Raw genomic sequence first — 25,092 nt, 5'->3', positions numbered from 1 at the left:
CCATGAACCCCAACGAAGAAGAACTTTTCCGCCCGGCGGCGCTGGGTGACCTGCAACTCGCCAACCGCATCGTGATGGCGCCCCTGACGCGCAGCCGCGCGGCCCAGGGCAACGTTCCCTGGGCCTTGAACGAGCGCTACTACGCGCAGCGCGCCAGCGCCGGCCTCATCATCTCCGAGGCGACCCAGGTCAGCCCCCGCGGCCAGGGCTATCCGGGCACGCCGGGCATCCACAGCGCCGCGCAGGTCGAGGGCTGGAAGGGCGTGACCCGTGCCGTCCATGAGCGCGGCGGCAAGATCTTCCTGCAGCTGTGGCACGTGGGCCGCATCTCGCACCCGGTGACGCAGCCGGACGGTGCGCTCCCGGTGGCGCCTTCGGCCCTGCAGCCTGCGGGCGAGATCTACACCGTGCAGGGCATGAAGCCCTTCGTCACGCCGCATCCGCTGTCCATCGAGGAGATAGCCGCCATCGTCGAGGAATTCCGCGCGGCCGCGCGCAACGCCAAGGCAGCCGGCTTCGACGGCGTCGAGATCCATGCGGCCAACGGCTACCTGATCGACCAGTTCCTGCGCGACGGCACCAACCACCGCACCGACGCCTATGGCGGCTCCATCCAGAACCGCTCGCGCTTCCTGCGCGAGGTGACCGAGGCGGTGCTGACCGTCTTTGCACCGGGCCAGGTCGGCGTGCGCATCTCGCCGGTCAACCCCTTCAACGACATCGCCGACAGCACGCCCCAGGCGAGCTTCGAGGCGGTGACCGAGCAGCTCAACGCCTACCGCCTGGCCTACCTGCACGTGGTCGAAGACCGGCAGAGCGGCTTCGATTTCCGCCGCCTGCGCGTGCTGTTCAATGGCGCCTACATGGCCAACGCCGGCTACGAGCGTGACACCGCCATCGCGGCCGTGCGCGAGTACCGCGCGGACTTCGTCGCCTTCGGCAAGCTGTTCATCAGCAACCCGGACCTGCCGGAGCGCCTGCGTCGCAACGGGCCGTACAACGAGCCCCGCCCGGACAGCTTCTACGCCGGCGGCGCGGAAGGCTACGACGACTACCCGGCGCTGGAAGCCGAAGACCTGGCCAAGGCCTGAGGCCAGGGCGCACGCCGTGCCGGGTGCAGGCGCGGCGTGCGGCGCGGCCCGCGTTCGGCCGGCCGCGTGCAGGCCCCGGTGGCGCGTTCAGGCGCGGCCGCGGGCCATGTCCAGCAGGCGCCCCAGGATGCGCTCGCCGTCGGCGCGCAGCCCGTTGTGGGCGTATTCGTTGGTGACCCAGGCGCGCAGGCCCCGCACGCCGCGTGCGGTCTCCTCGGCGAACGCACGCTCCACGTACACGTCGTCCACGTACACGGTCGCCGCCACCGGCACCTCGTTGCGGGCCAGGCGGTCCGCGTCGTACAGGCGCGGCCACGGGTGCGCGGCCAGGAGGTGCGCGACCTCGCGCTGCGCGCGCAGGCCCGCATAGTCCTCCCACATCCACGGGAACACGTGCTCGGCGCCGAGCAGGTCCCCCTCGAGCGCCTCCTGCGGCGCGAGCCGGTGGGCCGACCAGCGGGTGGGGCCGCCGTCGGCGTACGAGGACTCGTGCAGCGTCGCGTAGATCGGGTTGCGTTCCCAGCTCGTCGCCGACTGCGCATCGGCCATGAAGGCGGGCGATCCGAAGGGCAGTTCCAGCAGGTGGTGCAAGCGCTCGAACCCGGCGCTGTCGCCCAGCCACATCCCGATCTGGCGGAAGCGCCGCGCCGTGAGGCGGTCGCCGTTGGGCAGGCGCACGTCGTCCGCGTCGAGCCGGCGCAGGATGGACCGCAGGCGGTCCCGATCGCCCGGGTACCTGGCGTGGTAGCGCTGGTTGGCCTCGCGCACGCGCACCCAGGTCGCCGCGTAGACCTCGTCCACCGGCCGGTTCGTGATCGGCGCGAGCCCGCCGGTGATCAGCACCTCGCGCAGTGCCTCCGGGGCGAGCGAGAGGTAGGTGAGCGAGGTGAACCCGCCGAAGCTCTGGCCGAGCAGGCTCCAGCGCTGCACGCCGAGTTCCGCGCGTATCCGTTCGAGGTCGCGCACGATGGAATCGGCGCGGAAATGGGTGAGGTATTCAGCCTGCTCGGCGGGCGTCGCGCCCGGGACCACCGGCCCCACGGGCGTGGACCGGCCCGTGCCCCGCTGGTCCAGCAGCAGGACGCGGAAGTCGGCCAGGGCCCGCGCCATCCAGCCCGAGGGCGGGCTGGTCGGGCGCGCGGCCTCGAAGCCCGGGCCGCCCTGCAGGAACACGAGGTAGGGGCGGTCCAGGCCGTCCGGTGCGGCCAGCTCGCGCGTGAACACGCTGATCGTGCCGCGCGAGGGCTCGCCATGAACCAGCGGAACCGGGTGCTCGCGTTCGACCACGACGGCCCCGGGGATGCGATAGGTGGTGCTCATCGACCGGATTAAAGCAAAAGCGCCGGCGTGTTCATGGGCGCTGTCGGGGCGCCGTGACGCTTCCCCTGCGACGTCGCGAACGGCCCCGGCGTGAACGCACCTGTTGCAGCCGAAACACCCCGTAGCACCTGTTGCGTGCCGAGGCGTGGGGCTTGCTGATCCTCAGGGCGTTCGCCTACAGAACGCACATTTCATGTGCGTTAACTTCGCATCGACGGGGTTCACATGAGCAGTAACACATCACCTACACCGAGGGAGCGGCAGGCGCCACCCCCACCGCAGGAAGGGCAACTCTTCAAGGACCGGGAAGGCCGGCTCTGGCGAGTGGCGGCGGTCATCAACGAGTCCCGGCCGGGCACCTTCTACCTGGTGGACCTGACGCCGGGCCATGCGCCCGAGGGAGACCGCGAGGAACTGGTGCTCAGTCCCCGCGAATACGCCGATTTCATCAGCCAGCGCCGTTTGCGGCCGCTCTAGGCCCCGGCGGCATCCAGCCTCAGTCGTCGTGGTGATGGCGGCCACGGTCGCCATGGTCGCCATGGCCGTGGTGCGGACCGCCCCGGCGGTCGCCGTCGTCGTCATCGTCGTGGTGGCGATGGTGGTCGCGCACCCAGCCCTCCTGCACGAACAGGACCGGGCGGCCACAGGCGTTGTAGCGGCCGCAGTAGCGCGGCCAGTTCTGCTGGTAGACCGTGGGGACGTAGAGGTAGATGGGCGCCTCCTGCACCAGCACCGGGGCCGGTGTCACGATCACGGGCTGCGCGACCACGACCGGCGGCGGCGGCGCATTGCCGATGACGATCTGCCCATACACGCCGGGCTGCACCACGTTCACCGAGATGCCGACGTTGGTGCCGGCCCAGGAGGACGCGGACAGGACGAGCGCGCACGCGCTGGCCATGAGGTACTTCAATTGCCTTCTCCGGTTGAGTCCCTGTATGCTAACAAGTCACCGCGGGTGGCGCCCTGCGAGCCTTGGGGCCGCGCGTCCACCCATCAGGATGAGCAAGATGTCCAAGCCAGGCCAGGAATCCCGGAACGAAGACGAGTTCGTCGCCGAAGCCATCTCGCGTGCGGTCGCGAGGGCCGGCGTGCTGAAAGACGCCGAGCGTGAGGCGCTGGCGCACGCGCTGGCCGACTGCGGCGTCATCAGCCTGGGGGACATCCGGGCGCGCCTGATCGACGCCGGGGTGCCGGAGGACGTGGTCGATTTCGCCGTGAAGGCCGGGATCGTCGCGCGCGAGTCCGCGCGGTTCGGCTTCAAGCTGGAAGCCCTGCAGCGCTCGCCGGCCGGCTGACCCGCCGCGCAAGGCGCCGGATCGCGGGTGGGGGCGCTACCATGCCCCGATGCAAGCAAGCGCACCCCTGTCCGCCGCCCCTTCGCCCGCGCCGGCACTGACGATCCACTTCCAGGGCGCAAGTCTGGCGCCTTCGCAATTCGAACAACGCTGGCGCCGGTCCGCCGCTGCGCTGCAGGCCGCGGGCGTGGGCGAGGGCGACGTGGTCGCGCTCATGATGCGCAACAGCCCCGAAGCGGTCGAACTCATGGTCGCCGTGCGCTACCTGGGCGCGCAGTGGTGCCCGGTCAACTGGCATTTCAAGACCGACGAGGTGCAGTACATCGTGCAGGACAGCGGCGCGAAACTCTTCATCGCGGACGCCGCGCTTCTCGCGGGACTGACGGGGCTGGATGCCGGTGCCACGCGCGTGTTCTGTATCCGCGGTGCGCTGCCGGGCGTGCCGGCCTGGGAGCCACTGCGGGACGCCAGCGAGCCCATAGGCAGGCTCTCGGCCCGCCCGCGCGGGGCCATGCTCTACACATCGGGAACCACCGGCCGCCCCAAGGGCATCCTGCGCCATGCGATGACGCCCAGCCAGGTCGAGGCGGGCGTGCAGGTGCGCCGGGCGGCCTACGGGATCGCCCCGGGCCTGCGCGGCCTGCTGACCGCGCCCTGGTACCACAGCGCGCCCAACAGCTTCGCGCTCGGCATCGCGCTGGAAGGGGGCGAGCTGTTCATCGAGGAGCGCTTCGACGCCGAGCGCACGCTGCAGCTCATCGCAGCGCAGCGCCTGACGCACGCCTACCTCGTGCCCACGATGTACGTGCGCATGCTCGCATTGCCCCCCGAGGTGCGCAGCCGCTACGACCTCTCCTCGATGCGCTTCGTCTCCTCGACGGGCAGCCCGTGCCCGCCCGACGTGAAGCGCGCCATGATCGAGTGGTGGGGACCGGTGATCCACGAGTGCTACGGCGCCAGCGAGCTCGGCTACATGACGCTGCTGACCAGCGAGCAGGCGCTGCGCAAGCCGGGCTCGGCCGGCCTGCCCCTGCCCGGCGTGAGCCTGCGCATCCTCGACGAGCAGAACCGGGAGCTGCCGCGCAATGTGCCGGGGCTGATCTACATCCACCAGCCGGCGACGCCGGACTTCAGCTACGTGGGCAACCACGAGGCGCGCGAGCGCATGGAGGTCGCCGGACTGAAGACCATGGGCGACATCGGCTACATCGACGACGAGGGCTTCCTGTACATCGTGGACCGCAAGTCGGACATGGTGATCAGCGGCGGCGTGAACATCTACCCGGTGGAGATCGAGATCGAACTGCAGCGCATGCCCGGCGTGGCCGACTGCGCCGTGTTCGGCATTCCCGACCCCGAGTTCGGGGAAGCGCTGGCGGCCGCGGTCCAGCTGGCCGAGGGCGCGGCCTGCGGGGCGGACGAGGTTCGCGCGTGGCTGCGCGAACGGCTGGCCGGCTACAAGGTGCCGCGCGTGGTGGAGTTCCATGCGCAACTGCCGCGCGAGGACACCGGGAAGATCTTCAAGCGCAAGCTTCGTGAACCGTACTGGGCAGGGCAGGCACGCCGGGTGTGACACCCCGCGCCCGCCCGTGGGGCGGCTGAGGGCGCGGCTGCAGGGCTACACGAATCGCCCTGCGGGCGTCCCCCCCGCGGCGGGTGGGGGAGGGGCAGCCCAAGAAGGCGGCCGATCCGTTGTCTTTTCCGGACAGCGCAAGGCCCTGGGTGCGGAGAAAGTCTCGACTTCCTGACGAAGGATCCGCAGGCGAACTGGTCGCTCTTGCGGACACGGAGAAGAGACCCTGTGAAGCACCCAGCACAAGCAGCCGCCCACGCGATCGAGGCGGCGAAGAGTTCCGCGAACGACAGAGGCCGCGAATGCCTGACCTTCAGGCTTGGCCGCGAGGAATACGCCATTGAAATCCTGCGCGTGCAGGAAATCCGGCAGTACGAGGAACCCAACCGCATCCCCGAGGCGCCTGCGCATGTCGCCGGCGTCCTCAACCTGCGGGGCGTGATCGTTCCCATCCTGGACCTGCGCCGCAAGTTCCGGCTCAAGACCGCGGACATCACCGCCAGCACCGTCACCATCGTCCTTGCGCTCTCGCGCGGGGTGGTCGGTGCGGTGGTCGACTCGGTCTCCGATGTCGTCAACCTGCCTGCGGACGCCATCCGGCCCGCGCCGGAGTTCGAGGGCGTCAGCCAGGAGCACATCACCGGCATCGGCGTGCTCGGCGAGGGCGCTGGCAAGCGCATGCTGATTCTTCTCGATGTGGAGCGCCTGCTGGGCGCGGACTCCCTGAACCTTTCCACCCAACTCACGGCGCAGCTGCAAGCGGCCGCGTGACCCGGAGACAACGATGAACAACTTCAAGATTTCGACGCGCCTGATGGCGCTGGCCGCCTTCATGTCGCTGGTGATGCTGGCCATCGGCATGATGGGCCTGAACAGCCTGGAGCAGACCAATGCGGGCCTGAAGACGGTCTACGAGGACCGCACGGTGCCACTCGGCCAGATGCTGCAGGTGCAGCGCCTGCTGACGCGGATGCGCTTCAACGCGGTATCGGCCGTGGTGTTCCCCGAAAAGGCCCGCGAGAACCTCAAGCTGGTCGAGGACGCGCGGCGTGACCTCGACAAGACCTGGGCCGCCTACAAGGCAACGACGCTGACCGAGAAGGAGGCTGTCCTGGCACGCAAGTTCGAAGACGAACAGAAGGCCTACGACGCCGGCTTCGTCCTGCCTTCCATGGATGCTCTGCGCACGGACGACGGCAAGCGCCTCAAGCAGCTGGTCGATGAGAAGGACCGCGCGCTCTATCCGTCCCTGCGCGACTCGATCGATGCACTGTCGAGCCTGCAGACCGACGTCGCCAAGGACGAGTACGAGGCCGCCCAGAAGCGCTATGCCTCCACGCGCCTGAGCGCCATCGCGCTGCTGCTGGCCGGCCTGGGCCTGGGCGCCTTCCTGAGCTTTTCCATTGTCCGCAGCGTGCGCAAATCGCTCACCTCGGCCACCGAGGTGGCCGACGCCGTCGCCGCGGGCGACCTCACGCGCCAGGTTCCGGTCGAAGGCAAGGACGAAGTGGCGGTGCTGATGCGTTCCATGGCGGCGATGCGTGCGGCCCTGGTCAAGGTGGTGAGCACCGTTCGGGACGGCAGCGAAGGCGTCGCGACCGCGAGTGCGCAGATCGCCCAGGGCAACCAGGACCTGTCCGGCCGCACGGAGAAGCAGGCCAGCGCCATCCAGGAGACCTCGGCCTCCATGGAGCAGCTGGGCACGACCGTCAAGCAGAACGCCGACAACGCCCGCACGGCCAACGACCTGGCGTCCGAGGCGGCCCAGGTGGCCAACCGGGGCGGCGAGGTCGTGGGGGAGGTGGTGTCCACCATCCGCGAGATTTCGGACAGCTCCAACCGGATCGCCGACATCATCAACGTCATCGACGGCATCGCGTTCCAGACCAACATCCTGGCGCTGAATGCGGCGGTCGAGGCGGCCCGCGCCGGCGAGCAGGGCCGCGGTTTCGCCGTGGTGGCCAGCGAGGTGCGCAGCCTTGCGCAGCGCAGCGCCGACGCCGCCAAGGAGATCAAGAACCTGATCGGCGACAGCCAGGAGCGCGTGGCCAAGGGCACGGCGCTGGCCGACCGCGCGGGCTCGACCATGGCGGAAGTCGTCACCAGCGTGCAGCGCGTGAACCAGCTGATGGCTCAGATCTCGACGGCCAGCCAGCAACAGTCCGCAGGCGTGTCCCAGGTGGGCGAGGCCGTGGGCGACATGGACCAGGCCACCCAGCAGAACGCCGCCCTGGTCGAAGAGATGGCCGCCGCCGCGAACAGCCTCTCGGGCCAGGCCCAGAACCTCGTGCAGGCCGTGTCCGTCTTCAGGCTGGCGCAGGGCGATGCGGTCCAGGCCTCCTACGCGTTGCCGGTCAGGGCTGTGTCGCCCCAGCCGCCGGTCAAGGTTCCGGCCACCATCTCCAGGAAACTGGGGTCTGCCAAGCCGCGCGCCGGCGGTGACAGGGAAGCCGTGCAGACGGCGGAAGCCTCCTGGGAAAGCTTCTGAGCGGCAGGGCGCAGGCGCCCGCGCGCCGCCTCGGCCGCCGCGTGGCGAAACGCCCGGCCTGAGGGGCGGCCATGCGCTTCTTCAGCTTCTACCCCTCGCAGCAGAAGGCGCTGGCCGTGGGCACGCATGAAAAAGGCCGCCCGAAGGCGGCCTGGTCAGCGGGCGCTGGCCTGACAGGTCAGAGCGCCGCGTCCTTCAGCTTCTTCAGCGGACGAACGCGCAGCTTCACCGTGGCGGGCTTGGCCTTGAAGACGGTCGGCTCCTTGGTGAAGGGGTTGATGCCCTTGCGCGCCTTCTGGGCGGGCACGGCCACGGCCGTCACCTTCAGCAGGCCGGGCAGCACGAACGCGCCCGCGCCCTTGCGGTTCACGGACGCGAGGACGGTCTGCTCCAGCGCGGCCATCACCGCCTTCACGGCCTTGGGCTCGACGCCGGCGGCCTGGGCCACGTGGGCCACCAGTTTGGTCTTGTTCAGGGTCTCCTTGACCGGCTTCATGCCCTGGGGCTGCGCCTTGGCGGCGGGCTTCGCGGCCTTCACGGCCTTGGGTGCGGGGGCTTTCTTGGCGGCCTTCTTGGGTGCGGCGGCTGCCTTCTTCGTCGTTGCCATGGCTTTTTTCTGCTTTGATGTCAGTTGCCCCGGGGAGCCCGGGGTGCGCCGATTCTAGACAGCTGCCAGGGTCTTCATGCCGCTGGGCGTCGAGAGGTGCGCAACCAGGCCCGGCGCCGGGGCCGGGTGCACCGACACCGCGACCCCGGCTTCGGCCACGCCGATGGACGCGAGGAGTGCGCCGACGCGCGAAGGCTGCGGATGGTGCAGCTCGAGCGCGACCAGCCTGCACCCCGTGTCGGGCAGCGACTGGGCGGGATGGACGCCCGCGGGCCACTCGATCAAGGCCGGTGCCACCCCGCCCAGGGGCAGGGACCCGTCCGGGGTGATGGAGATGAGCCACTCCAGCGCACCACGGTTCATGCGCTCCAGGGCGCCGACCTCCTCGGTCGCCGAGGCCAGCGAGGCCGCGATCCCGGTCGATCGTGCCACCCAGGTGCGCAGCGCGACCGGCGTGTCCGCACCGGCGGCATCCAGCCCGAACCAGCGCGGGCGGCCCGGCGGGGACGCGGCGGGGTCGGGCGCGATGACCTCGAGGTAGCAGGCCTCGCCGAGGCGCAGCAGCCTGTTGTGGGTCGCCATGCGCGGGTGCTGGCCCCCGCCCGACATGCGCACCGAGAGCGCTTGCTCGATCCAGGCCACGCCCTGGTCCAGGTCGGGCGCGGTGACGACGAGATGGTCGATACGGCAGGTCATGGGGGCATCCGGGCGGGGCAAGGTCGTGGGGCGATGCGCACAGGCCGCGGCGCACCAGGCTGGATTTTCACCGGCATGGCGTGTCCCGCGTCCAGGCCTTCACGGCCCGGGCAGGACGCCCTGCATGTCCTTGCGCCGCTGCACGGGGATAATCGTGATCGATGAGCCAGATCGCTTCGCCCGCCGTGCCCCCGGACCCGCGCCACAACTGGCTGCTGTCGGCGCTCGCGGACGCGGAGTGGGACCGCTGGAGCAAGGAGCTGGAACTCGTGGACCTGCCGCTGGGCAAGGTGCTGATCGAGCCCGGCACCAGCACGGCCCACGTGTACTTTCCGACCACCGCCATCGTCGGCTTGCTCTACGTGATGGAGAACGGGGCTTCCGCCGAGATCGCGGTTGTCGGCAATGAAGGCATCGTCGGTATCTCGCTGTTCATGGGCGGGCAGTCCACCTCGAGTTCCGCCGTGGTCCAGGCCGCGGGGATGGCGTACCGGCTGAAGGCCAGCCTGCTGATGGAAGAGTTCAACCGGGGCGGGCCCGTGCTGCACCTGCTGCTGCGCTACACGCAGGCCTTGATCACGCAGATGGCTCAGACCTCCGTGTGCAACCGCCATCACGCGGTGGACCAGCAGTTCTGCCGCTGGTTGCTGCTCACGCTGGACCGATTGCTGGCGAGCGAGATCGTGATGACCCAGGAACTGCTCTCGAACATCCTGGGCGTGCGGCGGGCCAGCGTCACCGAGACCGCGGGCAACCTTCAGCGCGATGGACTCATCCGCTACGCGCGCGGGCAGATCACGGTGCTGGATCGGCCGGGCCTGGAGGCGCGTTCGTGCGAGTGCTACGGCGTCGTGAAGAAGGAATACGAGCGCCTGCTGCCGGACATCAAGGCCACCTGAGGTCGCGCGTGCCGGCGGCCCTTGGGCGGGCTCGGGCGTGTCGGGCGGGGTGCGGTCAGAGAACACGCCGGCCGCTGATCACGCGAAGCAGCACGACGACGATGGCGATGACCAGGAGCAGGTGGATCAGGCCACCCGCGGTGACGGAGGTGGCGAGTCCCACGGCCCAGAGCAGGACGAGGATGAGGGCGAGGGTGTAGAGCATGGTCAGGTCCGGAATGTCGGTGGCCGGCAGGGCCACCGAGGGAGAAAATTCGATCGCCCACCCGTGAGGGCGAGCGAGGGCCACGGTGGGCCAGTGCGTCGCCGCTGCTTACTTGACGCGCATGTCGTTCGCGACCGAGCTGACGCCCGAGACGCTTTGCGCGACCTGCACGGCCCGGTCGATGCTGGCCCGGCTGGAGACGAAGCCGCTCAACTGCACGCGGCCCTTGAAGGTCTCGACGTTGATCTCGGCGGACTTCAGCGTCGGCTCCTTGAGGATGGCGTCCTTCACCTTGGTGGTGATCGCGGCGTCGTCCACGTACTGGCCGGTGCTCTCATGGGCCTGGGTGGCGGCGCAGCCGGTCAGGGTGGTCAGGGCGACGGCAGCGAAGAGGGCGGAAATGGTGATGAAACGGTTCATGGAGAGTCCTTGATGGGTTGACTTAGGGGGTTGGAGGGGGTCCGCTGCGCTCAGGCGCGAGGCTCGCCCTGGTCGTTGACGGTGATGGTCGTGCCGGGCTGGCTCGCCATCTGCACCTGGTGGTCGGTGCCGCGGAACCGGTAGCCGACATCCCAGTAGGCAGGGACGGCCTGGGCCGCATGGCTGTCGCAGCGTCGCACGTCCTGCGTCACGGGCTGCACCACCGGCGTGGCGACGGGCTCGTTGCGGCCGTACTGCGCACCGAGCGCAGCGCCGCCAAGGGCTCCGCCCACGGTCGCGATCTGCTTGCCCGTGCCGCCGCCGACCTGGTGGCCCAGGATGCCGCCGATGACCGCGCCGATGGCGGCACCGGGCAGGTTGTAGCCGGCGGCCGCCGGCTGTGCTTGCGCCTGGGGCTGCGCGACCTCCTCACGCTCCATCCAGCAGCGCTGCGCCGGGGTTCCCGCAACGGCACGGACCGAGGTGATCGGGGCATCGAACAGCGCCTCCCTGTCGCGACGGCGGTAGTCCGCGGCGACCAGGGGCATGGGCGCGTAGTCGGCCTGGGCCACGTGGCGGTCGGCGGCCAGCGGGCGCGCCGACGCGATGCGGTCATTCAGCCCCATCGTCGACAAGGCGGGGTACTGGCCGGGGCGCAGCACCGTGCAATGCCCGTTGAATCGCGGCGCCTCGCACACTTCCCAGCGCTCCCCGACGACGATCACCGACGCGGAACCCGCTCGGTCTAGCCTGCCGTCTCGCTGCTGCGTCGTCAGGCTGCGGCCCTGGAAGGCCTCGTTCTCATACAAGGTGATCTGCGCGCAGGCGGCTGCCGCGAAGGCAAGCGTGGTGGTAGCGAACAGGGTTTTGGCAATCAGTTTCAACGTGGACCTCTTTCAGGTCCCGAAGATAGGTCGGCAGCGAGCAGGCGTCTGTCCGGTGGCGTACGTGAGCGCTACGAATTCTTGAACGTACGGTCACGGACAGACGCGCGGGGGGCGCATCGCTACGGTGGTGCAGCGGCTCAGCCGTCTCTGGAGCCCCCCGCCATGCGTCTGCCTTTCCCCTTGCCCTCCACCTCCCGACCGGGACAGATCGTCGCTGCGGCCTGCGTGATCGCACTTCTGTTCGTCGGCCGTGACTTCTTCGTGCCGCTGGCCCTGGCATCCGTCCTGAGCCTGGTGATCGGTCCGCTCAAGAGGGCCTTGACACGCAGGGGCTTCGGGCACGTGGGCGGCGCACTCGTCTCCGTCCTGCTCGTCGCCGTGTTCACCGCGTGCCTGGCCGCCGTCCTGGTTTCGCAGCTGGTGGCCGTGGCGCGCGATGTCCCGCAGTACAAGGCCACCGTGCGGGCCAAACTGGAGCGCTTGCATGAGCTCACCATCCGTCCGCTGGAGCGCTTCGGTGCGGACTGGAATGGCGTGGTGCCGCAGGCGGCAGGCAACCGGCCCGTGCGGTCCGCGAAGCTGGATGCCGACGCCGCGGCCGCGGCTGCGGCTGCGGCTGCGGCTGCGGCACCCCCCCGAAGGCGACGGACGCCGCCGCCCACATCCTGGCCGCGGTGTGGGCGCCCCTGGGCGAGGCGGGGATCGTGTTGGTGTTGCTGGTGTTCATCCTGCTGGAGCAGGAGGGGTTGCGCGACCGGATGATCAGGCTCGCCGGCGAGGCGCAGGCGGGCAGGACCATGCAGGCCGTCGAGGATGCCGCGCAAGGCGTGTCGAGCTTCCTTTTGTCCCAGCTGATCGTGAACCTGATCTTCGGTGTCGTGCTGGGAAGCGCACTCTGGCTGGTGGGCGTTCCGCACGCCGTGCTGTGGGGGCCTGTCAGTGCACTCGCCCGCTTCGTGCCCTACGTGGGCCCGCTGGCCGCTGCTGCGCTGATCGGTGCATTCGCGGCCGCCGTCGACCCAGGCTGGACGCTGATGATCTGGAGCCTCGCGGTGTTCGTGCTGCTGGAGCTGCCCGTGGCCAATATCCTCGAGCCGACGGTGTACGGCCACAGCTCGGGCATTGCGCCGCTGGGCGTGATCGTGGCTGCGCTCTTCTGGGGCATCCTGTGGGGCCCCGTCGGGCTGCTGCTGTCCACGCCGATCACCTTGTGCCTGGTTGTCGCCGGCCGCCATGTGCGCGTGCTGGCGCCCATCACCATCCTGTTCGGCGAAGCCCCGGGGTTGCAGGCCGGCCTGCGCCTCTACCAGCGCGCCTTGTCAGGTGCGCCCGGCGAGATCGTGGCGGCTGCGCGCGTGTACCTGCGGCGGAGCAACTTCGCGCGCTATTGCGACCAGATCGTGCTGCCCGGATTGGCCCTGGCGGACGCCGATGGGCGCGCGGGGCGGATCGGCAGCGAGCAGCAGAGCCGCGTGCGCCTGACCATCGCGGCGGCGGCCAGTGCATTGGGTGCCGACAAGCGGCACGCCGGCGCGAGCCGGCGACGCCGGTCCACCTCGCTCATCGACGCGAATGTCGGGGCGCACTTGCACGCCGTGCGCCAGCAGCGCCTGGGCCGCAGCGGGGGGGGCAGGGAAGCGCGGATACGGCGCTCGTGCTGTGCATCGCGATGGAATCGCCGCATGACGAGGTCCTCGCCGACCTGCTGGCCCAGTCGCTGCGCGACGAAGGCGTAAACGCACGCACGCTGACCCTGGCCGCAGTCCGCGACCTGCCACAGGCCGAGCGGGATCGCACGTCCGCGGTGTTCCTGACCTACCCCGTGGCGGACAGCCGTGATGCGTGGCGGGACGCTGCGCGCGAGCTGCGTAGCCTGCTTGCGAACGCCCTGGTGCTCACCATCGAGCTGCCTCTTGGCGAGGTGGGTACGGACGACAAGGTGCTCGCCGGGCAGGCGGACCTGGTGGTGGGCTCGTTCTCCGAAGCATTGGCGTTCGTTCTGGGTGGCCGGTCGGCCCCTGCATGACCCGGGTTGCAGGCGTGTGATCGCCAGCGTACAGACACCTTTGACGGCAGAGCCTACAGTCGATCATGTCCTCCCCTCCTGCCTGCCCGCGCGCGCCCGCCTCCTTCCCCTGGAGGCGCGCTGCAGCGGTCCTGGCCGCTCTTGCACTTTCGGGATGCGCCTCGCTGCCCGACACCCGGTTCCTCTCCGACCGCTACGAGGAACAGTCCTCCCACTTCAGGGATGCCTGGGGTCCGCTGTCCGAGAAGCGGAGCGCGGCGATCGTTGCCCAACTCAAGCGCAACAACGGCGACCTGGACATCCTCGACCGGCAGACCGTGCTGGAGCAGCAGATCGGCGGCTCCGCGCTGGTCGTCGGCAACAAGGTGACGCTGCTGCAGGACGGCCCCGCCACCTACGGCGCCATGTTCGCAGCCCTGCGCGCCGCGCGCGACCGCATCGACATCGAGTCCTACATCATCGAGGACGGCGAGATCGGCGAAAAGTTCGCCGCGCTGCTGCTCGAGCGGCAGTCACACGGCGTGCAGGTCAACGCGATCTACGACAGCGTCGGCACCTCGGGCACGGGCCAGCCCTTCTTCGATCGGCTGCGCAAGGCCGGCATCCAGGTGCTGGAGTTCAATCCCGTGAACCCGCTGCACCTGAAGAAGGCCTGGGCGCCCAACCACCGCGACCACCGCAAGCTGCTCGTCGTCGACGGCAGCATCGCGTTCCTGGGCGGCATCAACATCAGCAACGTGTATTCGAGCGGCTCCTCGATCGGCCACAGCGGCCAGGCCGTGGACCCGACCTTGGGCTGGCGCGACACCGACGTGCAGATCGAGGGGCCGGTGGTGGCCGAGTTCGAGAAGCTGTTCCAGGACACCTGGCAGAAGCAGGGCGGCAAGCCGCTGGCGGGCGCCGGGACCCCCTCGCCGGGCGCGCCGCGCGGCCAGGAGATTGTCCGCGCCGTGGGAAGCACGCCCGACGACAGCTTCAGCCTCATGTACCTGACGCTGATCTCGGCGATCACCAATGCACAAAAGCAGGTCTACATCACGAACGCCTACTTCGTGCCCGACCCGCAGCTGCTGGGCGCGCTGCTCGCAGCGGCGCGCCGTGGCGTGGACGTGCGGCTCATCCTGCCCAGCCAGTCCGACTCGGCGGCGGCCTACCTGGCCGGGCGTTCGTACTACGAGGAGTTGCTGGAAGCGGGCGTGAAGATCTACGAGCGGCGCGGCTCACTGCTGCACGTGAAGACGGTGATCGTGGATGGGGTGTGGTCCAGCGTGGGCTCCAGCAACCTGGACTGGCGCAGCGCGATGGACAACGACGAGGTGAATGCGGTGATCCTGGGCCGCGGCTTTGCGGCCCAGATGCGGGCGGCCTACCTGAAGGACATGGCGGCCTCCGATGCGATCGAGCTGGAAGCCTGGCGGGGCCGGCCGCTGCGCGCCCGCTTCAAGGAAGCCGTGGCGCGGCTTTGGGGGCCGTTGCTGTGAATGGGCTGGGCAAGCTCTGCCTGGAGAGCCAGGCGGAAGCTGATACGGGCTGTTCCACCTGAGACGCAAGGGCACTGGCCCCGCGAAGCGCTCTGACGCGGATCCGGGCATTGCGCCTGCCTTTGCGGACCCCACCCGCAGGCCCCGTGCGCGAACATGCCGGGTTGTCCCACACCACCCGATGTTGCTCCCCATGGCCTATCAAAGCACCAACCCCTACACCGGCAAGACGGACCGGTCATTCCCTGAAATCGGTGACGCCGAGCTCGAGGCGAAGCTGCAGGCGGCCCAGGCCTGCTACCTGAACGACTGGCGCAAGCGGTCCATGGCCGAGCGCCAGGCCGTGCTGGCCAGGGCGGCCGGGCTGATGCGGGAGCAGGCGCAGGAGCTGGGCGCGCTCGCCACGGCGGAGATGGGGAAGCTCATCGCGCAGAGCGTGGGCGAGGTCAAGCTGTGCGCGGCCATCCTCGACTATTACGCGCAGAACGCCGAATCCTTCCTGGCGCCCGAGAGGCTCAGCACCGCGCGCGGCGCGGCGATGATCGAAAGCAGCCCGGTGGGCGTCCTGTTCGGCGTGCAGCCCTGGAACTTCCCGTACTACCAGGTGGCCCGCTTCGCAGCGCCCAATCTCATGGCGGGCAACACGGTGCTGCTCAAGCATGCGTCCATCGTGCCCCAGTGCGCGCTCGCCTTCGAGCGCGTGCTGCGCGAAGCCGGCGCCCCGGACGGGGCCTTCACCAATCTGTTCCTCTCCAAGGACCAGGTCGCCCGGGTGATCGACGATCCACGCGTGCGCGGCGTGGCACTGACCGGCAGCGAGGGCGCCGGCGCGGTCGTCGCCGGGCGCGCAGGCGGCCAGCTGAAGAAGTCCACGCTCGAGCTGGGCGGCAGCGACGCCTTGATCGTCTTGGATGATGCCGACCTGGACAAAGCCGTCAAGCAGGCGGTCACCGGCCGCATGGGCAATGCCGGGCAGGCCTGCACCGCGTCCAAGCGCATCATCGTGGTGGAGGCGCTGGCCGACCGGTTCCTGGAAAAATTCCAGGCGGCCCTGCAGACCTTCACCCCCGGTGACCCCATGGACCCCCAGACCACGCTGGCGCCCCTGTCGTCCGCAGAGGCGCTCAAGAAGCTGGCCGAGCAGGTGGACGAGGCGCTGGCGCACGGGGCCCGGGCGGTGTTGGGCGGCAAGCCGGTCGAAGGCCAGGCCGGCAGCTTCATGCAGCCGACCATCCTGGTGGACGTGCGCCAGGACAACCCGGTGTACCACCAGGAATTCTTCGGGCCTGTCGCGCTGTTCTTCCGCGTTCCCGACGAGGCGGCCGCGATTGCGCTGGCCAACGATTCGCCCTTCGGCCTGGGCGGCTCGGTGTTCACCCAGGACATCGCCCGAGGCCGGCGCGTGGCCAGCCAGATCGACACCGGCATGGTGTTCATCAATTCCGCCGCCGTGTCCCTTCCGGACCTGCCGTTCGGCGGGGTCAAGAATTCCGGCTACGGCCGCGAACTGGCCGCCGCAGGCATCCAGGAATTCGTCAACAGGAAACTGGTGCTCGTGCTCGAGGAAGGGGGCTGGCCCGTCGAGGCGCAACCCGCGTCCAAGGGCTCTGCGAGGCCGTGATGGGCCTGGGATGACCCGCTTGCGGGCGGGGGAAGCAGCGTCCCCGCCCTGCGGTCACCACCAGGGATAGAAGGCCGGCATGGAAGCGGCCGACGACGTGAACGCCGCAGGCCGCTTTTCGAGAAACGCAGCGACCCCTTCCTTGCCATCGCCCTTGCTGGTGTGGAACATCGCCAGCGATTCGATCTCGTGGGCCAGCCGCGGTTCGGCAAGGGCCGCGTTGCGGCGAAGCATCTGCCGGGCCAGCGCGACGGCCACGGCGGACCGTCCCTGGCTGAACTTGCGGGCGAGGGCCACAGCATCTGCGAGCAGCGCCTCCGGTGCGGAGATGCTGCGTACGAGTCCTCCGCGTTTGGCTTCTTCGGCGTCGAAGATGTCTGCGGACAGCACCCATTCCAGCGCCTGCTGCAAGCCGACGATTCGTGGCAGGAACCACGTCGAGCACGCTTCGGGGACGACGCCGATACGGCCGAACACGAAGCCGATGCGTGCGGCGCTGGACGCGATGCGCACGTCCGCCGCCAGGGTCATCGTCGCGCCGATGCCGACCGCGGCGCCATTGATGGCTGCGACGATGGGCTTCTTGCAGTCGTGCATCGCCAGCGTGACGCGCCCGCCGGTATCCCGAACCCCGGCGATGACGGCGGGATCGTCGAAGCGCTGCTGCAGGTCCTCCAGCGTCAAGTCCATGGACTCGTCGAGCCCGAAGACATTGTCTTCCCGGGTCAGGTCCATGCCGGCGCAGAACGCCTTGCCGGCGCCGGTGAGGACGATCGCCCTGACACGATCGTCTTCGCTCGCGGTGCGGAAGGTCGTCTCGAGTTCATCGGCCATGGTGACCGTGAAGGCGTTGAGTTGGGCGGGCCTGTGCAGCTCCACGATGAGCACGCCATCGTCGAGCTGGCACCGCAGGGTGGTGTCGGGGTAACTGTCCATCGGTTCACTCCTTGGCTCGCAGCGGCAGAAGGCCGCCGGGTTTTTGGGATTCTCCTTCACTTGACCTTGATGACGACCTTGCCCTTGGCGCGGCCTGTTTCCACGTACGCCAGCGCCTCGTTCGTCTGCTCGAACGGGAACACGCGATCGACGACGGGGCGGAGAACGCCGGCCTCGAAGAGCTGCGTGATCTCGCGCAGTTGGGTTCCGTTCGCCTTCATGAAGAGAAACGAGTAGTCGACCCCGACCGCACGCGCCTTGCGCCGCACGCCCGAGCTGAGCAGCCGCACCATCAACTCCATGAACGCCGATGCGCCGATCTGCTCGGCGAATGCGGGGTCTGGCGGACCGGAGATAGAGATGAGTTGGCCGCCGGGCTTGAGCACACGCAGCGATTTCCCGAGCGTCGTGTTGTCCTGGCTGTTCAGCACCACGTCGTAATCGCGCAGCACATCCTCGAAATCCTGCGCCTTGTAATCGATGACGACGTCGGCGCCGAGGCTCTTCACGAGTGCGACGTTGCCCGCGCTGGTGGTCGTGGCGACCGTCGCGCCGAGATGCTTGGCGAGCTGGATGGCAAAGGTGCCCACGCCGCCCGAGCCTGCCTGGATGAAGACCTTCTGGCCTTTCTTCAATCGGGCCTTCTCCACCAGTGCCTGCCATGCGGTCAATGCGACCAAGGGAACCGAAGCCGCTTCTTCCATCGACAGCGTCTTGGGCTTGAGGGCCAGCGACGTTTCCTTGACCGCGATAAACCCGGCGAACGTACCGATGCGCAGATCCTGCGGCCGCGCATAGACCTCGTCGCCGGGCTTGAACATCCGCACCTTCGCGCCGACCTGGACGACGTCCCCGGCGACATCGTGCCCGAGGATGAAGGGCGGGCGGTAGGGCAAGATGAGATTGAACTCGCCGTTGCGGATCTTCACGTCGATCAGGTTCACTGCAGCAGCATGGACGCGCACCAGGACTTCGTCGTCGCGCGGCTGCGGTGTGGGCACCTCGGTGAGCTGCAGCGCCTGGTGTTTCCTTATCGGGGCAGAACAAAGGCTTTCATGGTTTCTTCCGGTTTCGACGATGTCGCATGACGAGCGTCATATTGGAGGGTGAGCGAAAAGGCTCGAGTGGGCTCGGCGGGTTCAGGCGAGGGTGAGGACCTTCAAAGCGGCGTCGCACAAGCGCTTCGACAGCGCGGGTTCATCGACCGCGCGTGCGAGGACCAATGTGCCGACCATTGCGGCGACAGTGAGCAGCGCGCGTTCGTGGGCGGCGGGCTGACCCCACTCGGGTAGTTGGCGCGCGACGAGATCGACCATCGACTTGACGTGTCGAGTCGTCGCGCGCCGGACTTCCGGCGTTTGCCGGACGGTTTCGGAACCCAGCGCGGCCAAGGGGCAGCCCGACTCAATGTGTTCAAGGTGCTCGGGCGACAGGTAGCCGCGAAGGATCGCTACCAATGCCTGCTCGGGAGGGACACGGTCGACCACGTTCACCACGGCAGCCGCCGACTCGGCGCAGGCGCGGCTCGCCGCCTCCGCCAACATCGCCTCGCGCGACGGAAAGTGCGCGTAGAAGGCGCCATGGGTGAGGCCGGCCTCCTTCATGATGTCCGCGACACCTGTACCTTCGTAGCCGCTACGTCGGATGGCGCGTGCAGCCACGGCCACGATGCGCTCGTGCGAAGCTTCCTTCGCGGCTGACCTGGCGTTGTGCTTCGTCGTTCGCATGATGACCATCATACGATGACGCGAGGCGATGTGCACAAATGTGGTTTGGGGCTGAGGATGTCCGCTTCAGGTCGGAAGCGGACACTTGGCCGACTTGCTGGCGAATGACTGCTTCGCAGCGGGAGCGGTCGGTCGGCCGATGAACGATCAGCTCACAGTCTCGGCTCCAATGCCGTCATTGAGCCCTTTCGATGTTCAGAGCGTGCACCATGGCGTCGGATCGAAAGCTGTGCTGCCCGCGCGACGTAAACTGCCGCCTCCATGCAAGGGCCGAAATATGAACTTACCGAAGACAGGGGCGACGTACGCACAAGAGCGACTAGGCATTGCGGCGATGCAAGTCTATGCCGCCCGCCACAAGCAGATCTGGCGCGAGACCGGCACCGCGGATGTCGGAATCGACGGCAACTTAGAGTTCGTGAATGCAGATGGCTTTGCTACTGGTCGACTTGTAGCCGTGCAGGTGAAGTCTGGGCCATCCTATTTCAGTCACCCCTCAGCTCGAGGGTGGAAGTTCTACCCTGAAGAGAAGCATCGACGATACTGGGAGTCGTTCCCGCTTCCCGTGCTCTTGGTTTTGCACAACCCGGACTCCGAACAGAGCTATTGGACTGATGCCCGACAAGCGCTCAGAGCGCCAAGGGCTGAGCCCTCCTTCATAGAAATCCCAGAAGAGAACGTTCTCGAACAGACCGACGTTTTTGGGTTGTTCGAAAGCGCAGGTGTCCACGACCAGGCCTTCATTCCAGACGTCGCCGACGTCATGCGGGAATTGCTGCTCCGACAGTCGCAGAACGGTTCGTTTCCGGTCAGCTACTTTGACCTTTTCGCCCACGGACTTACCAACATCTGTCGAAGCATCTACTATGGAATGGATGTGGTCAGTACCGCGGTGGAGTACAACCTCCACGCAGCAGGCTCTGAATTCGGCATGGGAATAGGCGAGCCTGAACACGCCTTCGCTTTTGGTTTTGTAAAGTTTCTTCAGGCTCAGGGGTTGGCGGAGATTAACTACTCTGACTGCTTGATCGATTGGGTTGACCGAGAGATGCAGCCACACTTCGTCGCACCGTTGACGTCCCGAGGTCGCGCAGTGGTTGCTGCGATTCATGCGGAGGAGGCCAAGCTGGTAGCGGCGAGCGAGCTGCAGGATGCAGGACTACTGCACGTAGCGCAGGAGGGATTTTTCGGGATGGTCCCCGAGTCGTACTTTCGGCGCCTTCCTCGCATCCGGGAGTTTCAGCAGGCGGCTCGACGGAACCAGGTTTAACGTCGCGACAGGCCGCGGCATTCCTTGATCCAAGCACCTGTTCCGCTGCGCAGGGGCGCTCCTCTGCAGGGCACCGAATTCGATGCTCCGGGGCTGATTGAAGGGGGTTAGGGCACAGCATGTCTGCGTTCGGCCACGTCCTGCCGTTTAGCGTCCTCCCATGCACTGGCGCCAATCCCTGATCCGTCGCGCCCCCGGCGCGCTTTCGTGCTCGGCAAGCTTCTCTTCCTCGCCGGCTGATTGCGTAGGTGCTCGGCCAACGCCACTTTAGGGCGGCTGCAATGGCTGGCAAGCGGCTCATGCGTGAGCCTAGGGACTGCCCGCCTACGTCACTGACGTCCCCCATGCGCTGGAGCCGGTGACGCCATGTTGACCCGAAGGCGACGGGCGCGCTCCTGGAATGCGCGTTCGCCGCCTTCAAGGATGGAGCAAACGGCTTCGCGTATCCTGGGATTCTCCAGGCCTCCACTCTCATAGCTGATCTCAGGCAACGAATCCGGGCTGTGGGCACCAGACCGCGCCACAATGACCTGATCGACGTCGGTATTAACAACCAAGTTCGCGTTGTGGGTGACGATGATGATTTGGCGCCGCTTCTTTGCCTCACAAAATGCGGGAACCAGCTCTTCGAACACGGACTGAGGGTCCAAATTCTCTTCGGGCTGGTCGATGATCAACGGACGCTCGTCGCTGGCGTCCAAGGCAAGGTACAACAGCAGCAGCACGATGCCCCGCGTCCCTGGCGAGAGCCGCTCGATGTCGATCTCCTCGTATTGCAAGCCGTAGCCCACCTGAATGTGCTCGGTGCTGTACAGCCATTGCGAGACGGCACGCACCCATTCCAAGTAAGGCATATTCTCGAGCCGTTGCTGACGCAGCGACGCCCCATGGGCTTCTACGAAAGCGCGCATTGCCTTGGCTGCATCCACCGCCGCCCCTGCGCGCCAAGCTGCACCGAGAAGCTCCTCGGCAGCCTTCAGGAGCTCGCCGCCACCACGGAACGGACCTTTGCGCAAGTCCAGCAACTCCTCGCCGCGTCGGGCCCAGGCGCCAACATCAACCTCGCGCCGAACGGAAAAGGAGAGCTTCCTCACCGCTCGCGGGCCCTTCAGGATCCGCTCATGGAGTGGCGCGTACAACTGCGATAGCTCGCGCTCCTCATCGATGATGGCTTCAAATATTCCTTGGTAGGCGTCAGTACGCGCGCTCCGCAACTGGACCAGGATGGCATCGGCCTTGATCGCCCGCTCAATGTCGGCATTCTGCTTGGCGAAAGCTGATTCGGCGCGCGCTATCTTTTCGGTCAGCAGCTTGTATCGGCGTGCATTCTGCTCGTCGATTCCAGCGAGTTTCTGCAGGCGATTCCGTTCCTGCGTAAGCAGGCTAAGCGGTTGGCTGTCCAAGTCGGTCCCTTGGGGGATCAGTGGCGCGTCCGTGTCTGGGATCGGTGTGCCTGCGACCGGCGGCTCCGCCGGCGCGCCTTGAAGCCGCAACGCTTCCGCTCGCGCAAGCTCGAGGCGCTGCTGCAGCAGACTATCCACATCACCAACGAAGTCCAGCTTGAAGAAGCTCCAGTCCTCCGCTGAAAGTGCCGATTCTGGGCGACGGTCCCGCGCATCTGCCAACCATTCGGGAGCGGTCTGGCTCCTGAATGTCTTGACGTCATTCTGCAACCCTGTCAGCGCCTGTACCCGGGCCTGCACATCAGCGAGCGTCCGCTGCTTGGCCTCCACCGCCGCAGTAAGCGACTCCAATTGCCCTGCGCGCTGATGTTGGCCTTTCGGAATGAGACGGGCGCGGTCTTCGCGATCAGTCTTCAGCGCCTTCGCTGTCTCGTCGCGATCCTTCTCAAGCTTTGCGAGCGCCTCCTTCCTCACCATTTCGGCGTTGATGCCTTCCGTAGCTCGGACCAACGCGTGGTGGTGTCGGTCTCTGGCGTCTCGCGCCGACTGCATGCGCAGTTTCAGCAGCGAGGCGAAGTCTGCTGCGTCCAGTCGGGCCGCCTCGGGGTGCGCGTCAAAAATTACACGCTGAATCTCAGTGACCAGTGCGTCGTCCAGCCCTTCGGCGGAGCAAAGCTGTTCCACGAACTGTTGCGAGAGGTACTGGACGTGCGGTGCGTCCCATATATCCTCGTGCTCGACGGAGGCGACTCCGTTGGAGGTGTGCTCCTCGTTCTCCCAAGTCAGCTCGACCCGGGTTGGACCGAGAAACTTGCCGGCACGCCGCAAGAATGAGTTCGCGCTCAATCGCTGAGAAACGCCGTAAGCACCGGTGGCGATGAAGTCTGCCAATGCAGTCTTGCCGGAACCCCGCGCGCCGATGATGGCGACCATGCCAGTATTGATCGGGATCTGAGGCGGGTGCATCCACGGCGCGCTTGTGACGCACACAGATCGGATGGCGTTACCCGGTAGTGCGCCTTGGGGGGGCGTCTCTCCGATGTGCACCCGCCCTTCTGGTTCGATGACTGCCTGGCGCAGTGTCTCAAACGTCACATCGCCGTGAAGCCAGCACCGTCGTGCGTTGTCGGGTAGTCCAACGCGGTCCGCGGTGTGCGCGTCAGAGCCGTGCAGGCAAGGCTTTCGGCCTCCCCATTTTGTTTCGAGATCTTCCACAGTGGCGGCGCCGCGCCCTAGGTAAAAATCAACCTGTTTCGGGTTCGCTGAGAAGATGATGTCGGCGAAGCGCTCTATATTTTTGCGCGTGGCCGCCCACTGGCCGCCATCGCCCTGCAGTCCGGACGTGCCGTCGGTGCCACCGCCCGAGACCGCAACCAAGCAGTTTGCCCGCAGCCAAGCGCTGGCGTCGAACGCCTTCCGAAGCGAATCCAGGCTGACCTTGAACTGGTTGACGCCCTCCCGGTAGGCGGCACGGTCGTCAACCAAGTTGGGATTGAGCACGCGGCCAAGCCGGATAAGGTCCGGCCGCGTGCAGCGAAACTGCTCATCTTGATGCGGGAAGATCAGACCGCTCAATACGTTTCGTATGCGCTCAATGTGGTCTGGTGACTCGGGCGAGAACAGCAGGTGCAAATTGATGCCACTGCCCTTGATGGTTTCGATAGACAGGCGAAATTCCACGTTGGGGAAGATCAGCCCTACCCCTTGAAGGCGACCACTGTTCCGGCGCGCCACGGTCTCGACGTAGCAGTCGATCCCGCAATAGTCTGTGATCCCTAAGGCGCGGATTGGGGGGTCGCTCTTTTCGACCTTGTCGAGGAACACTTCCCACGGCTCTAAGCTGCCGTAGCCGTCGTTGAGTGCTGTACCAGGCGCATGGATATGCGGATCCCACCGGTGCCAAGTGGAGCCTTGCGGCGAAACTGCTTCGAATCCCTGATTCATCTCTTTGAAACCTTCGTTGGGTGCGCTGTGTTCGCACCTGCGGAGACACATTCTGCAATAGCTTCGATTAGAGCGGCCGTTGCATGCGAGCTCCGACTTCCCGCGGATGAAGAGGGGGACCTGCATTCGATGGTCAGGTTCTAAGCGCGCTGGTTGGAGGCGTGTTCTTGTGAACAGCCGACATGAGCACGGGCCATGCGCGCGTCTATCTTCGCGGCCGCGCGAGCCGAAAATATGCTCAACTGCAGGATGTTCGCTCCCGGCCGATGGGGATCGTTTGTCGCGCCCGTCGCCCAATGTCTGGTATCGGCAACCGCTGACCGTGGGAAGCCTCAACCTGGCCGACCGCATCCAGTCTGAAGCAGACATCCATTCTTTGGCTCCTCACACCAGGTCAACGTCCGCTTCCGGCCAGAAGCAGACGATCGTCGGCATCAGCCAAGCTCATCCATAAGGCTGAAGTTTTGGCGGGACGCCTTAGAGTCCATGGAAATGTGGTTATCCCGCAAGGTTATCGGCCGCCTGCCAAAAACGCTGGATGCGGGATAACAGCTGTGGGATAGTCAGACTTCGCGCTGATAGGGGAGGCAAAAAATGCTAACGTATCAAGCACTTACGTGCCATTGGTCTGTCAGGTCATTACGCAGCTGTGGGATAACTGCGTCGCGGCTGCGGTCTAAATTACGTTATGCCGCGCTACGCTGACGTTTCATATGGGCACCGCGCTCTGTGGTTCTTCTTCAACCCGTTGTTCACTCTGACAGGCGATGGGTTCAACCACGCTGGTCGACACTATCACTGGGCTGACCTCGGCACGATTCGGATTACCCAAGTGCCATTTCCAATGAAGGGCCAAGGAAACTTCGTCTACTTCGGTCGCGCCGATGTTCATCTTGCAGACGGAACGGCAGTGAGGCTCAGGGCAGAAGATGTCGTCAAGCGAGGCGCTCTGGTTTCGAGGGGATACCAGACGGCCTTTGACGAGCTTGTTTCGATGCTCCAGGAGAAACGTCGCGCCCACCTCAAGGCACTTGAAGCGCAGCGAGGACCGCATGCCCCGGCATAACAGGTCGTATATGGACTCCTCCCCAACGACAAGGTTCTGATCACTGTAGTTGGCCTTTGAGGTAAACGCCTGCGGTCGTATATCCGGCATCAGTGGTGGGCTGCTTGAGCCCGTGCCGTCATGGGTTCCGCGTG

Annotated in this window: 24 protein-coding genes and 1 pseudogene; 13 read left to right on the top strand and 12 right to left on the bottom strand. The window is 67.0% G+C overall.

The genetic code is table 11. From position 1 onward, the window contains the following. The first annotated feature begins 2 nt into the window (after nucleotides 1-2). Nucleotides 3-1,091 (top strand): alkene reductase, encoded by a 1,089-nt coding sequence (locus tag IM725_RS10875; RefSeq protein ID WP_193780613.1) that lies wholly within the window; start codon nucleotides 3-5, stop codon nucleotides 1,089-1,091. 87 nt (nucleotides 1,092-1,178) lie between these two features. Here the strand turns inward: IM725_RS10875 and IM725_RS10870 are convergent, their stop codons facing one another. Next, a complete protein-coding gene (locus tag IM725_RS10870) occupies nucleotides 1,179-2,411 on the bottom strand; it encodes an alpha/beta fold hydrolase (RefSeq protein ID WP_193780612.1) in 1,233 nt (410 codons plus the stop codon). 225 nt (nucleotides 2,412-2,636) lie between these two features. Here IM725_RS10870 and IM725_RS10865 point away from each other — a divergent pair, with 225 nt between their 5' ends. Next, entirely contained in the window at nucleotides 2,637-2,888 is a 252-nt protein-coding gene (locus tag IM725_RS10865) for a hypothetical protein (RefSeq protein ID WP_193780611.1), read from the top strand. Nucleotides 2,889-2,907: 19 nt separating this feature from the next. Here IM725_RS10865 and IM725_RS10860 read toward each other — a convergent pair whose 3' ends face one another. Continuing rightward, nucleotides 2,908-3,324, bottom strand: coding sequence for a hypothetical protein (locus IM725_RS10860; RefSeq protein WP_193780610.1), 417 nt, complete (start codon nucleotides 3,322-3,324; stop codon nucleotides 2,908-2,910). An 88-nt stretch (nucleotides 3,325-3,412) separates the two neighbouring features. On the opposite strand from IM725_RS10860, the gene IM725_RS10855 reads away from it, so the two are divergent. The 4 genes from IM725_RS10855 (at nucleotide 3,413) to IM725_RS20640 (ending at nucleotide 7,770) form a co-directional block, all read left to right on the top strand. Beyond that, nucleotides 3,413-3,709: a hypothetical protein gene (locus tag IM725_RS10855; protein ID WP_193780609.1), complete on the top strand. Its 297-nt coding sequence runs from the start codon at nucleotides 3,413-3,415 to the stop codon at nucleotides 3,707-3,709. Nucleotides 3,710-3,758: 49 nt separating this feature from the next. After that, complete coding sequence (locus tag IM725_RS10850; protein WP_193780608.1) at nucleotides 3,759-5,282, top strand: AMP-binding protein; 1,524 nt, start codon at nucleotides 3,759-3,761, stop codon at nucleotides 5,280-5,282. 228 nt (nucleotides 5,283-5,510) lie between these two features. Beyond that, a complete protein-coding gene (locus IM725_RS10845) occupies nucleotides 5,511-6,053 on the top strand; it encodes a chemotaxis protein CheW (RefSeq protein WP_321576203.1) in 543 nt (180 codons plus the stop codon). A 13-nt stretch (nucleotides 6,054-6,066) separates the two neighbouring features. After that, nucleotides 6,067-7,770 carry a methyl-accepting chemotaxis protein gene (locus IM725_RS20640; RefSeq protein WP_265335000.1) on the top strand — a complete coding sequence of 568 codons (1,704 nt, stop codon included), beginning with the start codon at nucleotides 6,067-6,069 and terminating at the stop codon, nucleotides 7,768-7,770. 178 nt (nucleotides 7,771-7,948) lie between these two features. Here the strand turns inward: IM725_RS20640 and IM725_RS10835 are convergent, their stop codons facing one another. Together IM725_RS10835 and IM725_RS10830 are read right to left on the bottom strand one after the other, a co-directional pair. Next, complete coding sequence (locus IM725_RS10835) at nucleotides 7,949-8,377, bottom strand: HU family DNA-binding protein (protein WP_193780607.1); 429 nt, start codon at nucleotides 8,375-8,377, stop codon at nucleotides 7,949-7,951. A gap of 54 nt (nucleotides 8,378-8,431) precedes the next feature. Beyond that, nucleotides 8,432-9,073: a VOC family protein gene (locus IM725_RS10830; RefSeq protein ID WP_193780606.1), complete on the bottom strand. Its 642-nt coding sequence runs from the start codon at nucleotides 9,071-9,073 to the stop codon at nucleotides 8,432-8,434. Between the two features lie 161 nt (nucleotides 9,074-9,234). Here IM725_RS10830 and IM725_RS10825 point away from each other — a divergent pair, with 161 nt between their 5' ends. After that, nucleotides 9,235-9,972: a Crp/Fnr family transcriptional regulator gene (locus tag IM725_RS10825; protein ID WP_193780605.1), complete on the top strand. Its 738-nt coding sequence runs from the start codon at nucleotides 9,235-9,237 to the stop codon at nucleotides 9,970-9,972. Nucleotides 9,973-10,027: 55 nt separating this feature from the next. Here the strand turns inward: IM725_RS10825 and IM725_RS10820 are convergent, their stop codons facing one another. From IM725_RS10820 to IM725_RS10810, 3 genes are all read right to left on the bottom strand, one after another. Beyond that, on the bottom strand, nucleotides 10,028-10,177 hold the full coding sequence (locus tag IM725_RS10820) for a lmo0937 family membrane protein (RefSeq protein WP_193780604.1): 150 nt from the start codon (nucleotides 10,175-10,177) through the stop codon (nucleotides 10,028-10,030). 108 nt (nucleotides 10,178-10,285) lie between these two features. After that, nucleotides 10,286-10,597, bottom strand: coding sequence for a BON domain-containing protein (locus tag IM725_RS10815; RefSeq protein WP_193780603.1), 312 nt, complete (start codon nucleotides 10,595-10,597; stop codon nucleotides 10,286-10,288). A 50-nt stretch (nucleotides 10,598-10,647) separates the two neighbouring features. Further along, a complete protein-coding gene (locus IM725_RS10810) occupies nucleotides 10,648-11,481 on the bottom strand; it encodes a beta/gamma crystallin-related protein (RefSeq protein ID WP_193780602.1) in 834 nt (277 codons plus the stop codon). 165 nt (nucleotides 11,482-11,646) lie between these two features. On the opposite strand from IM725_RS10810, the gene IM725_RS10805 reads away from it, so the two are divergent. The 5 genes from IM725_RS10805 (at nucleotide 11,647) to IM725_RS10785 (ending at nucleotide 16,612) form a co-directional block, all read left to right on the top strand. Beyond that, nucleotides 11,647-12,246: an AI-2E family transporter gene (locus IM725_RS10805; RefSeq protein WP_193780601.1), complete on the top strand. Its 600-nt coding sequence runs from the start codon at nucleotides 11,647-11,649 to the stop codon at nucleotides 12,244-12,246. Continuing rightward, a complete protein-coding gene (locus IM725_RS10800) occupies nucleotides 12,204-13,220 on the top strand; it encodes an AI-2E family transporter (RefSeq protein WP_193780600.1) in 1,017 nt (338 codons plus the stop codon). Before IM725_RS10805 ends, IM725_RS10800 begins: the two co-directional genes overlap by 43 nt. Further along, nucleotides 13,154-13,510 carry a hypothetical protein gene (locus tag IM725_RS10795; protein ID WP_193780599.1) on the top strand — a complete coding sequence of 119 codons (357 nt, stop codon included), beginning with the start codon at nucleotides 13,154-13,156 and terminating at the stop codon, nucleotides 13,508-13,510. Before IM725_RS10800 ends, IM725_RS10795 begins: the two co-directional genes overlap by 67 nt. Nucleotides 13,511-13,575: 65 nt before the next feature. After that, complete coding sequence (gene cls / locus IM725_RS10790) at nucleotides 13,576-14,991, top strand: cardiolipin synthase (RefSeq protein ID WP_193780598.1); 1,416 nt, start codon at nucleotides 13,576-13,578, stop codon at nucleotides 14,989-14,991. Nucleotides 14,992-15,184: 193 nt separating this feature from the next. Next, nucleotides 15,185-16,612, top strand: a complete 1,428-nt coding sequence (locus tag IM725_RS10785; RefSeq protein ID WP_193780597.1) for an NAD-dependent succinate-semialdehyde dehydrogenase — start codon at nucleotides 15,185-15,187, stop codon at nucleotides 16,610-16,612. 54 nt (nucleotides 16,613-16,666) lie between these two features. Here IM725_RS10785 and IM725_RS10780 read toward each other — a convergent pair whose 3' ends face one another. From IM725_RS10780 to IM725_RS10770, 3 genes and pseudogenes are all read right to left on the bottom strand, one after another. Next, nucleotides 16,667-17,548 (bottom strand): crotonase/enoyl-CoA hydratase family protein, encoded by an 882-nt coding sequence (locus tag IM725_RS10780; RefSeq protein ID WP_193780596.1) that lies wholly within the window; start codon nucleotides 17,546-17,548, stop codon nucleotides 16,667-16,669. A 56-nt stretch (nucleotides 17,549-17,604) separates the two neighbouring features. Beyond that, nucleotides 17,605-18,605 (bottom strand): annotated as a pseudogene (locus tag IM725_RS10775) (NADP-dependent oxidoreductase). An 82-nt stretch (nucleotides 18,606-18,687) separates the two neighbouring features. Then, entirely contained in the window at nucleotides 18,688-19,287 is a 600-nt protein-coding gene (locus tag IM725_RS10770) for a TetR/AcrR family transcriptional regulator (protein WP_193780595.1), read from the bottom strand. A 127-nt stretch (nucleotides 19,288-19,414) separates the two neighbouring features. Between IM725_RS10770 and IM725_RS10765 the strand changes: the two genes are divergently transcribed. Next, nucleotides 19,415-20,545 (top strand): DUF4365 domain-containing protein, encoded by a 1,131-nt coding sequence (locus IM725_RS10765; RefSeq protein ID WP_227753742.1) that lies wholly within the window; start codon nucleotides 19,415-19,417, stop codon nucleotides 20,543-20,545. 329 nt (nucleotides 20,546-20,874) lie between these two features. On the opposite strand, the gene IM725_RS10760 is transcribed toward IM725_RS10765, so the two are convergent. Then, nucleotides 20,875-23,892 carry a TrlF family AAA-like ATPase gene (locus tag IM725_RS10760; RefSeq protein ID WP_193780594.1) on the bottom strand — a complete coding sequence of 1,006 codons (3,018 nt, stop codon included), beginning with the start codon at nucleotides 23,890-23,892 and terminating at the stop codon, nucleotides 20,875-20,877. Between the two features lie 709 nt (nucleotides 23,893-24,601). Continuing rightward, the coding region (locus tag IM725_RS10755) for a hypothetical protein (RefSeq protein ID WP_227753741.1) at nucleotides 24,602-25,092 on the bottom strand (491 nt) is incomplete at its 5' end.

The organism is Ramlibacter aquaticus (genome assembly GCF_015159745.1).
Lineage (GTDB): Bacteria > Pseudomonadota > Gammaproteobacteria > Burkholderiales > Burkholderiaceae_C > Ramlibacter > Ramlibacter aquaticus.
This window is presented reverse-complemented; position numbering and strand designations above follow the sequence as displayed.

Coding starts and splice junctions, on each gene's coding strand:
- IM725_RS10875 (WP_193780613.1), top strand. CDS start 3: ATGAACCCCAACGAAGAAGAACTTTTCCGCCCGGCGGCGCTGGGTGAC.
- IM725_RS10870 (WP_193780612.1), bottom strand. CDS start 2,411: ATGAGCACCACCTATCGCATCCCCGGGGCCGTCGTGGTCGAACGCGAG.
- IM725_RS10865 (WP_193780611.1), top strand. CDS start 2,637: ATGAGCAGTAACACATCACCTACACCGAGGGAGCGGCAGGCGCCACCC.
- IM725_RS10855 (WP_193780609.1), top strand. CDS start 3,413: ATGAGCAAGATGTCCAAGCCAGGCCAGGAATCCCGGAACGAAGACGAG.
- IM725_RS10850 (WP_193780608.1), top strand. CDS start 3,759: ATGCAAGCAAGCGCACCCCTGTCCGCCGCCCCTTCGCCCGCGCCGGCA.
- IM725_RS20640 (WP_265335000.1), top strand. CDS start 6,067: ATGAACAACTTCAAGATTTCGACGCGCCTGATGGCGCTGGCCGCCTTC.
- IM725_RS10835 (WP_193780607.1), bottom strand. CDS start 8,377: ATGGCAACGACGAAGAAGGCAGCCGCCGCACCCAAGAAGGCCGCCAAG.
- IM725_RS10830 (WP_193780606.1), bottom strand. CDS start 9,073: ATGACCTGCCGTATCGACCATCTCGTCGTCACCGCGCCCGACCTGGAC.
- IM725_RS10825 (WP_193780605.1), top strand. CDS start 9,235: ATGAGCCAGATCGCTTCGCCCGCCGTGCCCCCGGACCCGCGCCACAAC.
- IM725_RS10820 (WP_193780604.1), bottom strand. CDS start 10,177: ATGCTCTACACCCTCGCCCTCATCCTCGTCCTGCTCTGGGCCGTGGGA.
- IM725_RS10815 (WP_193780603.1), bottom strand. CDS start 10,597: ATGAACCGTTTCATCACCATTTCCGCCCTCTTCGCTGCCGTCGCCCTG.
- IM725_RS10805 (WP_193780601.1), top strand. CDS start 11,647: ATGCGTCTGCCTTTCCCCTTGCCCTCCACCTCCCGACCGGGACAGATC.
- IM725_RS10795 (WP_193780599.1), top strand. CDS start 13,154: ATGGAATCGCCGCATGACGAGGTCCTCGCCGACCTGCTGGCCCAGTCG.
- cls (WP_193780598.1), top strand. CDS start 13,576: ATGTCCTCCCCTCCTGCCTGCCCGCGCGCGCCCGCCTCCTTCCCCTGG.
- IM725_RS10785 (WP_193780597.1), top strand. CDS start 15,185: ATGGCCTATCAAAGCACCAACCCCTACACCGGCAAGACGGACCGGTCA.
- IM725_RS10780 (WP_193780596.1), bottom strand. CDS start 17,548: ATGGACAGTTACCCCGACACCACCCTGCGGTGCCAGCTCGACGATGGC.
- IM725_RS10770 (WP_193780595.1), bottom strand. CDS start 19,287: ATGATGGTCATCATGCGAACGACGAAGCACAACGCCAGGTCAGCCGCG.
- IM725_RS10765 (WP_227753742.1), top strand. CDS start 19,415: ATGAACGATCAGCTCACAGTCTCGGCTCCAATGCCGTCATTGAGCCCT.
- IM725_RS10760 (WP_193780594.1), bottom strand. CDS start 23,892: ATGAATCAGGGATTCGAAGCAGTTTCGCCGCAAGGCTCCACTTGGCAC.